12 protein-coding genes and 1 pseudogene are annotated in these 15,646 nt (G+C 64.8%); 12 read left to right on the top strand and 1 reads right to left on the bottom strand.

The window, feature by feature from the left end; translation table 11 throughout:
* Positions 1–41: 41 nt before the first annotated feature.
* Positions 42–737, bottom strand: a complete 696-nt coding sequence (locus tag VN004_RS11250; RefSeq protein WP_325609966.1) for a DUF6498-containing protein — start codon at positions 735–737, stop codon at positions 42–44.
* A gap of 317 nt (positions 738–1,054) precedes the next feature.
* Between VN004_RS11250 and tolQ the strand changes: the two genes are divergently transcribed.
* The 12 genes and pseudogenes from tolQ to VN004_RS11190 form a co-directional block, all read left to right on the top strand.
* On the top strand, positions 1,055–1,768 hold the full coding sequence (gene tolQ / locus VN004_RS11245) for a protein TolQ (protein WP_325609963.1): 714 nt from the start codon (positions 1,055–1,057) through the stop codon (positions 1,766–1,768).
* 3 nt (positions 1,769–1,771) lie between these two features.
* Positions 1,772–2,230 (top strand): protein TolR, encoded by a 459-nt coding sequence (gene tolR / locus VN004_RS11240; RefSeq protein ID WP_325609961.1) that lies wholly within the window; start codon positions 1,772–1,774, stop codon positions 2,228–2,230.
* Positions 2,231–2,241: 11 nt separating this feature from the next.
* Positions 2,242–3,174: a protein TolA gene (locus tag VN004_RS11235; RefSeq protein ID WP_325609959.1), complete on the top strand. Its 933-nt coding sequence runs from the start codon at positions 2,242–2,244 to the stop codon at positions 3,172–3,174.
* A 6-nt stretch (positions 3,175–3,180) separates the two neighbouring features.
* A complete protein-coding gene (tolB, locus tag VN004_RS11230; RefSeq protein WP_325609956.1) occupies positions 3,181–4,533 on the top strand; it encodes a Tol-Pal system beta propeller repeat protein TolB in 1,353 nt (450 codons plus the stop codon).
* Between the two features lie 289 nt (positions 4,534–4,822).
* Entirely contained in the window at positions 4,823–5,281 is a 459-nt protein-coding gene (pal, locus tag VN004_RS11225) for a peptidoglycan-associated lipoprotein Pal (RefSeq protein ID WP_325610012.1), read from the top strand.
* Between the two features lie 147 nt (positions 5,282–5,428).
* Positions 5,429–6,577 carry an efflux RND transporter periplasmic adaptor subunit gene (locus VN004_RS11220; protein WP_325609954.1) on the top strand — a complete coding sequence of 383 codons (1,149 nt, stop codon included), beginning with the start codon at positions 5,429–5,431 and terminating at the stop codon, positions 6,575–6,577.
* Between the two features lie 15 nt (positions 6,578–6,592).
* Positions 6,593–9,745, top strand: coding sequence for an efflux RND transporter permease subunit (locus tag VN004_RS11215; protein WP_325609952.1), 3,153 nt, complete (start codon positions 6,593–6,595; stop codon positions 9,743–9,745).
* A 101-nt stretch (positions 9,746–9,846) separates the two neighbouring features.
* Positions 9,847–10,896 (top strand): tol-pal system protein YbgF, encoded by a 1,050-nt coding sequence (gene ybgF / locus VN004_RS11210; protein WP_325609949.1) that lies wholly within the window; start codon positions 9,847–9,849, stop codon positions 10,894–10,896.
* A complete protein-coding gene (gene tilS, locus VN004_RS11205; RefSeq protein ID WP_325609947.1) occupies positions 10,883–11,995 on the top strand; it encodes a tRNA lysidine(34) synthetase TilS in 1,113 nt (370 codons plus the stop codon). Before ybgF ends, tilS begins: the two co-directional genes overlap by 14 nt.
* 206 nt (positions 11,996–12,201) lie before the next feature.
* On the top strand, positions 12,202–14,127 hold the full coding sequence (gene ftsH / locus VN004_RS11200) for an ATP-dependent zinc metalloprotease FtsH (RefSeq protein WP_325609945.1): 1,926 nt from the start codon (positions 12,202–12,204) through the stop codon (positions 14,125–14,127).
* Between the two features lie 94 nt (positions 14,128–14,221).
* The gene (locus tag VN004_RS11195) at positions 14,222–15,427 is read left to right on the top strand and encodes an NnrS family protein (protein WP_325609943.1); all 1,206 of its coding nucleotides are present in this window, start codon (positions 14,222–14,224) and stop codon (positions 15,425–15,427) included.
* A 39-nt stretch (positions 15,428–15,466) separates the two neighbouring features.
* A pseudogene (locus tag VN004_RS11190) lies at positions 15,467–15,646 on the top strand (hypothetical protein); the annotation flags it as partial.

The following is a 15,646-nucleotide window of genomic DNA, read 5'->3' as shown; positions in this document are numbered from 1 at the left end:
CGCCGGCTCCCCCCGGCGGGCGTTTTGCATTGGGGCTTTGCTTATCGTGATGGGCGCTCGCCGCTCGCGATCCCGCCGTCCTCCGCTGTTTTCCACAGCGTCCAGCCGCGCAATTCGATCAGGGATTTCAGCACGATGACGATGATCAGCGGCGCCCTGCTGCCGAGGCTCTGCGCAAACCATGCGCCGAAGATGATCCCGACCTGCATCACGGCGATGCGCGTGTAGAGGCCGAGGACGATCGGCGGGAGCGATTCACGTTCGCTGAAAAGGGGCGCAGGGGGTGCGGGCGGCCTGACGCCAAGCCTGCGGAGCAGCGGCGCCACCACGGTCGGTGTCGGTGTTGCCGTGACGAAGCCGATGAAACCGGCGAGGAATGCGAAAACCAGCGCGACCCACGCACCCGACTCGATGAACAGCGCATCGACAAACGCAAGCGGCCGGCCGATGCGGCCCTTCCAGTCGCCTGCGAACATCACGACCAGAAAAAGCAGATGAACTCCGATGAATATCCCGGCATGCAGCGTGAAAAACGCCGTGCTGCCGGGATTCGTGATCATGCGCCGGGACGACGTCTCGTTCGGATCCGGATAGGTAGCGATGGCGGCGAGCGTCCAGAAGGCGACGATCACCGTTTCCGCCCAGTACAGAATGAGCACCTGGAAGGCGTCCCAGTCCCAGAGCCACACGCCGGCGAGTGGCAAGAGGTTGGCTGCGAGGACAAGCCATTTCGCCATGCAGGGGTCTCCAACAACCGCGGGGAGGGCCCGCCGGCGCCCGAATCAATTCAAATCAAACCCGTAACCAAACCTTAACCACAATAGGCGCTGGTTAGCGGGCAAGGAGGCCCGGCAAGCGCCCTAGTTTGGCCAAGTTTCACAGGGATTTCGTCGATCCGCCGGGTGGTGGACGGCGATGTCTTCGTGACAATCGGATCTGCGTGGCGCGCCCGCCATATCGTGGGTGTCGTCCGGATCATCCGGTTTGGTCCGGCGTGGAGCGGACTTTAGTTGGGCCGCCGAACGTGATTGCACGCGAACCGGAGTGATAATCCATGAACCCAGCCGACGTGGCGCAGTCGGCTTTGCCGGTCACCGCCGATTTATCCATCCTCGGTCTGTTCCTGCAGGCGCATTGGGTCGTGAAGGCCGTCATGATCGGGCTGCTCGCCTGCTCGATCTGGGTCTGGGCGATCGCGATCGACAAGTTCCTGCTGTTCTCGCGCACCAAGCGTGCCATGGACCGCTTCGAGCAGGCCTTCTGGTCCGGTCAGTCGCTGGAGGAGCTTTATCGCTCCCTGTCCGCCAAGCCGACGCATTCGATGGCAGCATTGTTCGTTGCGGCGATGCGCGAGTGGAAGCGCAGTTTCGAAGGGCATGCCCGCTCGTTCGCAGGCCTGCAGCAGCGCATCGACAAGGTGATGGACGTGACCATCACCCGCGAGATTGACCGCCTGGAGCGGCGGCTTCTGGTGCTCGCGACGGTCGGCTCGGCCGGGCCCTTCGTCGGCCTGTTCGGGACCGTCTGGGGCATCATGAACAGCTTCCAGTCGATCGCGGCTTCGAAGAACACTTCGCTCGCGGTGGTCGCGCCCGGTATCGCCGAAGCGCTGTTTGCCACCGCAATCGGCCTTGTTGCCGCCATTCCCGCGACGATTTTCTATAACAAGTTCGTGGCCGAGGTGAACAAGCAGGCGCACCGGCTGGAGGGCTTCGCCGACGAGTTCTCCGCCATATTGTCGCGTCAGATCGACGAGCGCGGGGCCTGACCGATGGCGATGGGCAATGGCGGCGGAGCGGGCGTGCAGGGCGGCGGCCGACGGCGCCATACCCGCAAGCCGGTCATGGCCGAGATCAACGTCACCCCGATGGTCGACGTCATGCTCGTGCTGCTGATCATCTTCATGGTGTCGGCCCCGCTGCTCACCGTCGGCGTGCAGATCGATTTGCCGCAGACCCAGGCCAAGAGCCTCGACCAGGACAAGGAACCCCTCACGGTGACGGTCAACACCAAGGGTGAAGTCTATCTGATGAATTCGGAGATCAAGGTCGAGGAACTCGTTCCCAAGCTGAAGGCGATCACCGACGCCCGCGGTGGTGCCGATGAGCGGATCTATGTGCGTGGCGACAAGAACGTAAACTACGGTACAGTGATGCGGGTGATGGGCCGGCTGTCGGCGGCGGGCTTCCGCCGTGTTGCGCTCGTCACCGAGGTCGAGCAGGGGACCTGAATCGCGAAGCGATGAGAACGGGGCTCGCCATATCGAGTGTTGTGCATGCAACGGCGCTGCTCTGGGCGCTGCTGACGTTCACGACCTCGCCTCTGGAGTCGATGCCATCGGACTCGCTACCCGTGGACATCATCTCGCCGACCGAATTCAGCCAGCTCACGGCGGGCTCGAAGACCGCGAAAGCCCAGGAAGCGCCGAAGCCGCTCGTCGAGAAGCAAGGCGAGAAGAAGCTGGTCGAGGACCACACCGCCAAGGTCACCGAGAAAAAAGAAATCAACGCGACCAAGAACGAGCAGACGCCGCCGAAGCCGGTCGAGAAGACCGAAGCCAAGCCCGAGCCGAAACCGGAGCCGCCCAAGCCCGCCGAAAAGGCGGAGGCCAAGCCCGAGCCGAAGCCTGAGCCGAAAACCGATCCGATCGCCGAAGCCCTGAAGAAGGACGACGCGAAGAAGAAAGAAGAACCGAAGCAGGCGCAGAAGGCAGTTCCGACCCCGCCGAAAAAGCCGGCGCCGAAAAAGCAGCCCGAATTCAATCCGCAGCGGATCGCAGCCCTCCTCGACAAGCGCGATCCGACGCGTCAGGCGGCAACAGGCGACACGATCAACCGCACCGCTTCGCTCGGCGTGCCGTCCGGCAGCGCGGCGACGCTGTCACAGAACGAACTCGATGCCCTGCGCGCGCGGCTGCGACAGAACTGGTCGGTGCCGCCGGCCGCGGAGAAGATCGTGATCCGGATGGTGATCCGGCTTAATCCGGACGGGCGTCTGGCCGGGCCGCCGCAGGTCTTGACGCGCGGCAGCGGAGCGGCCTTCGAGGCGTTCCGCGACAGCGCCGTGCGCGCCGTGATGGTCAGCCAGCCCTTCAACATGCTCCGGCGCGAAACCTACGACGTCTGGCGCGAGATCGACATCGATTTCGACGAACGCACCATGTTTGGACTTTGAGCGATCATGATTGAGAAGAAACCGCTTCCTCCTCTGGGGATTACGCGTCGCCATGCGCTCGCGCTGGGCGCCGGCGCGCTCGGTGCCGCGACCCTCGGCGTGCCCGACCTTCGCGCGCAGGTGCGCCTGCAGATCACCGAAGGCAATTTCCAGCCGATGCCGATTGCAATTCCCGACTTCTTCGGCGGCAGCGCGTCGGATGCCGAAACCGCGCGCAACGTGTCGGCGATCATCACCAACAATCTGCGGCGCTCCGGGCTGTTCGCGCCGATCGATCCGGCCGCCTTCATCGAGCGGCTGAAAGGCGTCGACGTGCCGCCGAATTATGCGGATTGGCGCGCGATCAAGGCGCAGGCGCTGGTCGCCGGACAGGTTGTGCGGCAGGGTGACGGGCGTCTGCATGCCCGCTTTCGCCTCTATGACGTATTCGGCGGCGTGCAACAGGCCGGCCAGCAATACACCACGACGCCGGAAAACTGGCGGCGCATCGCGCACATCATCTCCGATGCAATCTACAAGCGGCTGACCGGTGACGAGGGCTATTTCGACACCCGCATCGTGTTCGTCGACGAAAGCGGGCCCAAGGACCGCCGCGTCAAGCGTCTCGCGCTGATGGATCAGGACGGCGCCAATGTGCGCTACCTCACCCGCGGCGAGGATCTGGTGCTGACGCCGCGCTTCTCGCCGTCGACCCAGGAAATCACCTACATGTCGTTCGGGCAGGGCGATCCGCGCGTCTATCTGCTCAACATCGATACCAACCAGCGCGAAATCGTCGGCAACTTCCCGGGCATGACCTTCTCGCCGCGCTTCTCGCCGGATGGTCAGCGCGTGATCATGAGCCTGCAACAGGGCTCGAACTCGAATCTGTTCGTGATGGATTTGCGCTCGCGCGCCACGACGCGGCTGACGCAATCGCCGGCGATCGACACCGCGCCGTCCTATTCGCCGGACGGCTCGCAGATCTGCTTCGAATCCGATCGCGGCGGCTCGCAGCAGATTTACGTGATGCCGTCCACGGGCGGTCAGGCGCAGCGCATCAGTTTCGGCGAGGGGTCTTACTCGACCCCGGTCTGGTCGCCGCGCGGCGACACCATCGCCTTCACCAAGCAGGGCGGCGGCCGCTTCGCGATCGGCATCATGCGCACCGACGGCTCCGGCGAACGCATCCTGACCGAAGGGTTCCACAACGAGGGACCGACATTCGCGCCCAACGGGCGGGTGATCATGTTCTTCCGCGAAGGCGGCGGGCAGGGCGGCCCTTCGCTTTATTCGGTGGACATCACCGGCCGGAACGAACAGCGCATCCCGACGCCGAGCTTCGCCTCGGATCCGGCCTGGTCGCCGCTTCTGTCATGATGGCGCGCGGCGCGACCGGTGCCGGTGCGTGCCGCGCGATTGTCCACTGCCTGAATTTTGGGACTCGATTCGCCGCATTTTGCCCATTAAGCGCGTGCTAACCATTAACAATGGTTTGCGGCGATCCGCCGCAATTCGGGGCGCTTTGTAAGGTGCAGTCAAGGTTGACGGAAGGTTCGCTTAACGATCCGGCCTTAGAGCTTTCCGGTACGGAGTGAATGGAGTCACCGGGATGATTGCTGTGAGACAATCCCTGCGTCGTTTTGACCTGCATGGATTGGTGCGCGTGATGGGGCTGACGCTTGTGTTGGCGGCCGCGCTGGCCGTGTCCGCGTGCGCCAACAAGCCGGGCGATCAGGTCGGGGCGGCTGGAGCTGCCACACCGGGCAGCCAGCAGGACTTCGTGGTCAATGTCGGCGATCGCGTGTTCTTCGAATCCGATCAGTCGACCCTCACTCCGCAGGCGCGCGCCACGCTCGACAACCAGGCGCAGTGGCTGAACCGCTATACGCAATACACCTTCACCATCGAGGGTCACGCCGACGAACGCGGTACCCGCGAATACAACATCGCGCTCGGCGCACGGCGCGCGCAGACGGTGCGCGAATATCTGTCCTCGCGCGGCGTCAACCCGCAGCGCATGCGTACGATCTCCTATGGCAAGGAGCGGCCGGTCGCAGTCTGCGACGACATTTCATGCTGGTCGCAGAATCGTCGCGCGGTGACCGTTCTGAACGCGAGCTCGTAATCCCAGGATCACGCTATCTCTGCAAACCGGCGTCCGGCAGGCCGCCGGTTTTGCTTTGAGGGATACGAGTTGGCGGTGCCCTTGGACACGCCGATTTCAGTCAGTTGATGCTTGCCAAACCTCCGGTGGCGCGGAATTCTAACCATCATGTCTGCACGATCCCGACTCATCCCATTCCTCGGCATCGCCGCCGCCGCGCTTGTCGCCGGTTGCGAGGAGTCCAACAAATATGTGCCGCCGCCGCCGCCGCAGGTGATTGTCGCCAATCCGGTGCGCACGAATGTCATCGGCTATCTTGAGGAGACCGGCACGCTGGCGGCCGTGAACTCTGTCGATCTGGTCGCGCGCATTCCGGGCTTCGTCACCGCGATCCAGTACACCGACGGCGCGTTCGTGAAGAAGGGTACGCCCCTGTTCCAGATCGAGCCCGAGCCCTACAAGGCGAAACTGGATCAGGCCATTGCTGCCGTCGACGGCGCCAAGGCGCAGCTTGCCAATTCGCAGGCCGAATTCGAACGGCAGGCTGACCTCGTCAAGCGGCAGGTGTCGACGCAGGCGAATTACGACAAGGCGCTTGCGCAGCGCGACAGCGACAAGGCCAATCTCGAAGCGCAGGAGGCCAATGCCGAGGTCGCCAAGATCAATTACGGTTACACCGAGGTCTCCGCGCCGTTCGACGGCGTCGTCAGCGCGCGTCTTGTCTCGGTCGGGGAATATGTCGGCGCCAACAATACGCCGACCAAGCTCGCGACCATCGTTCAGGTCGATCCGATCTGGGTGAACTTCAACGTCAGCGAGCAGGACGTCCAGCGCATCCGTGCCGAGCGCGCCAAGATGGGCCAGACCACGAACGACGTGAGCAACATTCCGGTCGAGGTCGGCCTGCAGACCGACACCGGCTATCCGTATTCGGGTCATCTTGATTATGCTGCCCCGACGGTGACGCCGGGCACCGGTACGCTCGCGGTACGCGGCATCCTGCCCAATCCGAATGCGGCGCTGCTGCCCGGCTATTTCGTGCGGGTTCGCGTGCCGGGTCCGGGGCAAGAACGCCTTCTCGTGCCCGACGTTGCGATCGGCGCGGATCAGGGCGGCCGCTATGTCCTCGTTCTCAACGCCGACAACGTTGTCGAGCAGCGCAAGATCGAGGCCGGCCAGGTCGTCGGCACCATGCGCGTCATCCTCAACGGGCTGAAGTCTGACGATCGCGTCATCGTCGACGGTGTGTTGCGGGCGGTGCCGGGTCAGAAGGTCGATCCGAAGCTGGAAACGCTCAAAGCTCCGTCGCAGACCTGATCGGGGGCCGCTGCGTTGATCTCAAAATTCTTCATCGAGCGTCCCGTCCTCGCCAATGTCATCGCGATCCTGATGATCGTGGTTGGTCTCGTGGCGCTGATCAATCTGCCCGTCGCGCAATATCCCAATGTCACCCCGCCCACCGTGCAGGTGACCACGATGTATCCGGGCGCGAGCGCGCGCGTCGTCGTCGATACGGTGGCGCTGCCGATCGAGCAGCAGGTCAATGGCGTCGAGGACATGCTGTACATGCAGTCCACGAGCGCGGCCGACGGCACCTACAACCTCATCGTCACGTTCAAGATCGGCACCGATCTGAACCTCGCGCAGATCCTGGTTCAGAACCGCGTCTCGAGCGCATTGTCGCAATTGCCCGACGCGGTGCAGGCGCAGGGCGTCACGGTGCAGAAGAAATCCACCTCGGTGCTGGCATTCGTGACGCTGACATCGCCGGACAAGAGCCGCGACAGCCTGTTCCTCGCCAATTACGGCACCATCAGTCTGCGCGACGAACTGGCGCGCATCGACGGCGTCGGCAACGTCACGGTGTTCGGTGCCGGCCAGTATTCGATGCGCGTGTGGATGGACCCGAACAAGCTCTATGCGTTCGGACTGACGCCGCAGGATGTCATCTCTGCATTGCGGTCGCAGAACCAGCAGGTCACCGCCGGACAGATCGGCATCCCGCCGGTCCCCGCCGGGCAGAACTTCCAGTACACCGTCGACATCATGGGCCGCCTCAGCGAGGTCGAGCAATATGAGAATGTCGTGGTCAAGACGGGCGATGGTGCCGGCGGCCAGCTCATCCGGGTGAGGGATATCGGGCGCGTCGAACTGGGCGCGCAGACCTACAGCCAGATCTTCACGCAGGACGGCCAGCCGGCGGCGGCGCTCGGCATTTTCCAGACGCCGGGCGCCAATGCGCTTCAGGTCAAGAAGCTCGTCGCCGACAAGATGGCCGAACTGGCGCGCGCATTCCCGAGCGGCGTCGCCTATCAGATCCCGTTCGACACCACGAAATTCGTGAACGCCTCGATCAACGAGGTCTATCACACGCTGATCGAAGCGGCGGTGCTGGTGCTGATCGTGATCCTGATCTTCCTGCAGGATTGGCGCGCGACGCTGGTGCCGGCGACGACGGTCCCGGTCACCATCATCGGCGCGTTCGCCGCGATGTGGGCGCTCGGCTTCACCGTGAACCTGTCGACGCTGTTCGCCATCGTGCTCGCGATCGGCATTGTGGTTGACGACGCGATCGTCGTGGTGGAGGGCGCCGCGCACAATATCGAGCGAGGGATGAATGGCCACGACGCCGCGATCACGGCGATGAACCAGCTGTTCGGCCCGATCATCGGCATCACGCTGGTGCTGATGTCGGTGTTCATCCCGGCCGCCTTCCTGCCCGGTCTCACCGGGCAAATGTACGCGCAATTCGCGCTGGTGATTGCCGCCACCGCCTTGCTCAGCGCCATCAACGCGGCAACGCTCAAGCCGACGCAATGCGCGTTGTGGCTGCGGCCCGTGGTGCCGGAGGAACAGCGCAATGTGGCCTACAGGGCCTTCAACCGGGTCTATCAGGCGGCAGAGCGCGGCTATGTGCGGCTGATCGGGGCGTTGGTGCGCCGCGCCGGAATTGCGTTTGCGGTCGCGCTGCTCGTCGTCGGCGCCGCTGGCTACGGGCTGTCGCGCATTCCGACCGGATTCCTGCCGATCGAGGATCAGGGCTATCTGCTGGCGACGGTGCAATTGCCCGACGGCGCCTCGCTCGAGCGCACCAATGCGGTGCTGCAACGCGCCGCCGAGATCGCACGTAAGACGCCGGGCGTGGATTCGACGCTCACCATCGCCGGCGTCTCCGCGCTCGACAACAACGCGACGCTCGCCAATTCCGGCGTCGTCTACATCATTCTCAAGGACTGGGACGATCGCGGCAAGAGCGAGCAGTTGCTGCCGCTCTTCACCAAGCTGTCGGCCGAATTCGATCAGATCATGGAGGCGAAGGTCAGCGTATTCCCGCCGCCGCCCATTCAGGGCATCGGCAACGCGGGCGGCTTCACCATGATGGTGCAGTTGCGCGACGGCTCGTATGACTTCAGCAAGCTGCAGGCCATCACCAATCAGATCGTGAGCAACGCGCGAACGCAGAGCGGGTTGCAGCGGGTGCAGACGTCGTTTCGCGCCGACGTCCCACAGTTGCTCGTCGAGGTGGACCGCGTGAAGGCGCAAACGCTGTTCGTGCCGGTGGACCAGATCTTCCAGTCGATCGCGAGCTATCTCGGTTCGAGCTATGTCGCGCAATTCAATAAATTCGGGCGCACCTTCCAGGTCTATGTGCAGGCGGATTCGCAATTCCGCGTGAAGCCCGAAGACATCAATCAGCTTTCGGTGCGCAGCACCAAGGGCGACATGGTGCCGATCGGTACGCTGGTGAAAATCACTCCGACCGTCGGTCCCTCGCTGATCACCCTGTACAATCTCTATCCGGCCGCGACCGTGATCGGCCTGCCGGCGCAGGGCTTCTCCTCGGGCGAGGCGATTTCGCTGATGGAGCAGATCGCCGAACGCACGCTGCCGCGCGGCGCCGGCTTCGAATGGACGGCGATGTCGTATCAGGAAAAAGCGGTCGGCAGCCAGATGTACATCGTCTTCGCGCTCGCCATGCTGCTCGTCTATCTCGTGCTCGCCGGGCAATATGAGAGCTGGTACGCCCCGGTATCGATCATCCTGTCGGTGCCGCTGGCGCTGGTGGGCCCGGTGCTTGCGCTCAAGGGCCTGAAGGTCGACAACAATCTGTACACCCAGATCGGTCTCGTGCTGCTGATCGCGCTTGCGGCCAAGAACGCGATCCTGATCGTCGAGGTCGCGCGCGAACACCGGATGGCGGGCAAGTCCATCCTGGAATCCGCAATCGACGGCGCTCAGGCCCGCTTCCGCGCGATCCTGATGACATCCTTCGCCTTCATCATCGCCATGGTCCCGCTGGTGATGGCGACCGGCGCCGGCGCCAGCGCACGCAAGTCGATCGGTCTCACCGTGTTCACCGGCATGATCGCCTCGACATGCTTTGCGGTGTTGTTCGTGCCGTCGATGTTCGTGATGGTGCAGCGCTTCGAGGAATGGCTGGCATCGCGCAAGAAGCCGAAGGTGGAGGCAAAGCCCGCAGCATGATCGCTGGTTAACGGAAGGTGAAAGGAATTAGTCATAATTTCGACGCGCCGGCGGCTATGCTGGGAAGCAGGAAAATCTCCCCCCGTTGTAGAGTTTGTCTCATGCGCCTGAAGCCGCATTGGCTTGTTCTCGTGTTTTCGTTCTCGCTCGCGGGCGCCATGCCGGCGGCCGCGCAGATGTCGGCGTCCGATCTCGTGCTGCGGCTTGAAGCGCTCGAAAATCAGGTGCGTCAGCTCACCGGACAGATCGAGCAATTGCAGTTCCGCAACCAGCAGCTCGAACAGCAATTGCGCGCCGGCGGTGCAGTGTCCGATCCTGCGCGCGTCGCGCAGCCGCAGCGTCCGCCGGTGCAGCAGCCGCAGCCTCAGATCCAGCAACAGCCGATGCCAGGCCGGCGCAGCGAGGCGGACCTGCCGCCGATGGATCAGGGCGCCGATCCGCGTTATCCCGATGCGCGCTATGGCGTCGATCCGCGTGCGCCTGCGGTCGACCCGCGTTACGCGCACACTCCGAATGTCGCTGCCGTTCCGGCTCCTGGCGGGCGGCGGGGCGATGCCTTCGATCCGAATGCCAATCCGGCCGCGCCCGGAGCACCGCGTCCGCTGGGTGCGCTTCCGCCCGGTCAGCCATCCGCGCCGCCGCTCAGCGAAAACGATGCGCCCGGCGCGCCCATCGACCTCGACCCGTCGCAGCGCGGCATCGCTCTGCCGCCTCCGCCGCAGCGGCAGATGAGCGGCACCGGCGTTGCCGCGGTGCAGCCGGCCGGCAATTCCGCGAAGGAATATTACGATCTCGGCATCGGACAGATCCGGCAACGCGACTTCGCCGGTGCCGAGCAGACCTTCCGCGAATTGCTGCAGCGCTTCCCGTCCGATCGATTGGCCGCCGATGCGAATTATTTTCTTGGCGAGAGCCTGTTCAACCGCCGGCAATATCAGGACGCCGCCGAAGCCTATCTTGTCGTCACCACGAAATACGAAACCGCGGCGCGCGCGCCGGACGCCTTGCTGCGGCTTGGCCAGTCGCTCGCGGCGATCCGGCAGAAGGAAATGGCCTGCGCTTCCTTCGCTGAAGTTGTTCGCAAATATCCGCGTTCGTCGGTCGCCGTGAAGCAGGCGGTCGAGCGGGAACAGAAGCGTGCCGGCTGCTGACGCGCAGCCGGTTTCGAGTGCGCAAGCGCGCCGCCTGTTCGCGCCACTCGCGGATCAGCCCGCCATCGTGATCGCAGTGTCCGGCGGTCCGGACTCCACGGCTCTCCTCTGGCTCGTCTCCCGCTGGCGCGCGGCGCGAAAGCAGGGGCCTGCGCTGTTTGCCGTGACGGTCGATCATGGTCTGCGGCCGGAATCGCGGCGCGAGGCGCAACAGGTGAAGCGCTTCGCCGCAAGTCTCGGCATTGCGCATCGCACGTTGCACTGGCGCGGCGTCAAGCCGAAGACAGGCATCCAGGAGGCCGCCCGCAATGCGCGCTACCGGCTGATTGCAGACGCGGCGAAGCGGGCAGGCGCACGCCTTGTCGCGACGGCGCATACGCAGGACGACCAGGCGGAAACCGTGCTGTTTCGTCTGATGCGCGGCAGCGGTCCATCGGGTCTGCAGGGCATGACGGACTTTGCACCCTTTCCGGGCGATCCGGCGCTGCGGCTCGTGCGTCCGCTGCTCACCGTCCCCAAGGCGCGCCTTGTAGCGACCCTGCGCAAGGCCGGGATCGCGTTCGCCGACGACCCGAGCAATCGCGATCCCCGCTATATGCGGCCGCGCCTGCGCGGCATCATGCCGGCCCTGGCGGCCGAAGGATTGACGGCGGAACGCCTTGCGACGCTAGCCCGGCGGCTGCAGCGCGTGGAGGAGGCGTTGCAGCGCGCCGTTGAGGCCGCCGCCGACGCCGTGGCTGTAAACTTTGAGGACAGGGGCGGCCGGCGCGACCGGATTGTCTTCGATCGGGGCCGCTTCCTGCGGTTGCCCGCCGAGATTGCGCTGCGGCTGCTCGGCCAGACCGTTGCGCGGGTCGGCAGCGAGGGCCCCGTGGAACTGGGCAAGCTCGAAACGCTGTTCGAAAGCCTGACCCAGACATCGCCAAGGGTCGCCTTTCGTCGAACGCTGGCCGGCGCCATGGTGACGGCGGCAGGCCAGACTCTGACCGTCGAACCGGCCCCGCCGCGCCGCACCCGCGTCCAGAAGCCCGGTGGCAGCCGTATTCCGGCCTTAACCACGCGAAAGACTGGAACTTCTGACGAAGCGGGAAGGCGCTAGGATGCAGGCCAGCGAGCCCGGTCGATTCCCGGCAGCCCTGGTCGGGGATGCCGGGCGGCTTCTCGTGTCCGTTCCCTTGGCACCGGGGGGCGGCAGACATACATTGGCGCGACGGGGGGCGCTTTGACCTCTTCCCGCCTTTCCGAGTGCGAGCCGCCCATTGAGTTCAGGCTGAACGGGCCGGAGCGCTTCAACAAGGACACGTGATGAACGCAAATCTTCGGAATTTTGCCCTGTGGGTGATTATCGTCCTGTTGGTGCTCGCGCTGTTCACACTGTTCCAGGGCTCGCCCCAGCGCCAGGCCTCGCAGGACATCTCCTTCTCGCAGCTGCTGACCGAAGTCGATGCCGGCCGCGTGCGTGATGTCGTGATCCAGGGCCAGGAGATCCACGGCACCTTCACCGACCTCAAGCCCTTCAGCACCTATGCTCCCAACGATCCGACGCTGGTGCAGCGCCTCTATGGCAAGGGCGTCACCATCACCGCACGCTCGCCGCAGGAGCAGGTGCCGTGGTTTGTGCAACTGCTCGTTACATGGCTGCCCTTCATCGCGCTGTTCGGCGTGTGGATTTTCCTGTCGCGCCAGATGCAGGGCGGCGCCGGCAAGGCGATGGGCTTCGGCAAGAGCAGAGCCAAGCTTTTGACCGAAGCGCATGGTCGTGTGACGTTTGAAGACGTTGCGGGCGTCGACGAAGCCAAGCAGGATCTGCAGGAGATCGTCGAATTCCTGCGCGACCCCTCCAAATTCCAGCGGCTCGGCGGCCGCATTCCGCGCGGCGTGCTGCTCGTCGGCCCTCCCGGCACCGGCAAGACGCTGATCGCGCGCGCTGTCGCGGGCGAAGCCAATGTGCCGTTCTTCACCATCTCGGGTTCGGACTTCGTCGAAATGTTCGTCGGCGTCGGCGCGAGCCGCGTGCGCGACATGTTCGAGCAGGCCAAGAAGAATGCGCCGTGCATCATCTTCATCGACGAAATCGATGCGGTCGGCCGTCATCGCGGCGCCGGTCTCGGCGGCGGCAATGACGAGCGCGAGCAGACGCTGAACCAGCTGCTCGTCGAGATGGACGGCTTCGAGGCGAACGAAGGCATCATCCTGATCGCCGCCACCAACCGTCCGGACGTTCTCGACCCGGCGCTGCTGCGTCCCGGCCGCTTCGACCGTCAGGTCATCGTGCCGAACCCGGACGTGGTCGGCCGCGAGCAGATCCTCAAGGTGCATGTGCGCAAGGTGCCGCTCGCGCCCGACGTGAACCTGAAGACCATCGCGCGCGGCACGCCCGGCTTCTCCGGCGCCGACCTGATGAACCTCGTCAACGAAGCGGCGCTGATGGCGGCCCGGCGCAACAAGCGCATGGTCACGCAGCACGAATTCGAGGACGCCAAGGACAAGGTGATGATGGGCGCCGAGCGCAAGTCGCTCGTGATGACCGAGGAGGAGAAGCTGCTCACCGCCTATCACGAGGGCGGCCACGCCATCGTCGCGCTCAACGTCAAGGCGACCGATCCGGTGCACAAGGCAACCATCATCCCGCGCGGACGCGCGCTCGGCATGGTCATGCAATTGCCAGAGCGCGACAAGCTGTCGATGAGCTACGAGCAGATGACCTCGCGGCTTGCGATCATGATGGGCGGCCGTATCGCCGAAGAGATGATCTTCGGTCACGACAAAGTCACCTCCGGTGCGCAGAGCGACATCGAACAGGCGACCCGTCTTGCCCGCATGATGGTGACGCGCTGGGGCTTCTCGCCCGAGCTTGGCACCGTCGCCTATGGCGAGAACCAGGAAGAGGTGTTCCTCGGCCATTCGGTGTCGCGCACGCAGAATATCTCGGAAGAGACCGCCAAGAAGATCGACACGGAAGTGCGGCGTCTGGTGGAAGAGGGCCTCGCCGAAGCGCGCAAGATCCTCACCGAAAAGCGCGCCGATCTCGAGACGCTGGCGAAGGGTCTCCTCGAATACGAGACGCTGTCCGGCGAGGAGATCAAGGATCTGCTCGACGGCAAGCCGCCGGTGCGCGAGGGGCTGACCGAGCCGTCGCAGCCGCGCGCCTCCGCGGTGCCGCCGGCCGGCAAGACCCGCCCGCGGCCCGAGCCGCCGACCGGCGACGTCGCGCCGCAGCCGCAGGCTTAAAGCTCACATCGTCCCCGCCTTGGCGGGGACGATTTGCTTTGGGGCGTATGATCTGCATCAACCGCCCGCGCCGATTGTGGCGTAGCGTTAGATCATGACCATGCCGATGCCTGCCGCCCTCGAACGCCGGCGCAGCTATGCCGGCCCGGCGCTGTTTTCCTACGGCTTCCGCCCGTTCTTTCTCGGCGGGGCCATATGGGCCGCGGCGGCGATCCTGATGTGGTTGCCGATGCATACTGGCACCTGGCAATGGCCGTCGGCGATCGCGCCGCTCGACTGGCATATCCATGAAATGCTGTACGGCTATGTGCCGGCGATCGTCGCAGGTTTCCTCCTGACCGCGATCCCGAACTGGACCGGCCGGCTGCCGGTCTGCGGCGCTTCGCTCGCCGCGTTGTTTGCGCTGTGGGTGGCGGGACGCTTCGCCATGCTGGCGACCGCCAGGATCGGCTTGCCGGTCGCGGCGGTGATCGACACGGCCTTTCTCCTTGTTCTTCTTGCCGTTGCGGCGCGGGAGGTCATCGCCGGCAAGAACTGGCGAAACCTGCGCGTTCTGATCGTCGTCGCCGTGCTGGCGCTCGGCAACGCCGCCTTTCATGCGGAAACCATTCACTCTGGCGCCGCCAATTACGGCACGCGCCTTGGCATCGCAGCGGTGATCCTGCTGATCAGCCTCATTGGCGGACGGATCATTCCGAGCTTCACCAATAACTGGCTGGTGCGCGAAAATCCCGGCCGGTTGCCGGTGCCGTTCGGCCGCTATGACCTGGTGACGCTTGTGGTGTCGGCGGTTGCGCTTCTGTCCTGGGTGGTGATGCCGGCCGCGATCTGGAGCGGCGCTCTCCTCGTCGCAGCGGGCCTGATGCACATCATCCGTCTGATGCGCTGGGCCGGCGACCGCACCTTGCGCGACCGCCTCGTGCTGGTGCTGCATGTCGCCTACGCCTTCGTGCCCGCGGGCTTCCTTCTGACCGGCGCGGCGATCCTGTGGCCGGACATTGTGCCTGCCAGCGCCGGCATTCACGCCTGGACCGCAGGCGCAATCGGCATGATGACCATGGCGGTGATGACGCGGGCCAGTCTCGGCCACACCAAACAGCCGCTTGCCGCAACGCCGGTGACGCAGGCGATTTATCTGTTCCTGTTCGCCGCCGCCGTGATGCGGATCGCGGCGGCGCTGACCGGCAGCATCGGCCTTCTTCACGGCTCGGGGACGCTGTGGGTCTTGGCCTTCGCCGGCTTCGCTGCGAGCTACGGCCCGCTGCTGATCCGCAAGCCGCCGGTCTGGCAGCGCGCCTGACATTGCAGCGCGCGGTGCGGCTCCGCGTTATAAGCCTCCATGCCGCTTGCCAACCGCGTTACGCCATACGGCGATCTTGTCGCCCATTCCGCCCGTGGCCTGTTCATGGGCAATCGCGGCGGGCGTCTCCATGACGATGCGCGACGGTTGACCGCGCGGCGCTGGGCATCGAAGCAATGGATCTGCTGCCAGCTCCACTTCAAGGGCCGCAAGCGCAGC

The organism is Pseudorhodoplanes sp., assembly GCF_035565855.1.
Classification (GTDB): Bacteria; Pseudomonadota; Alphaproteobacteria; order Rhizobiales; family Xanthobacteraceae; genus Pseudorhodoplanes.
This window is presented reverse-complemented; position numbering and strand designations above follow the sequence as displayed.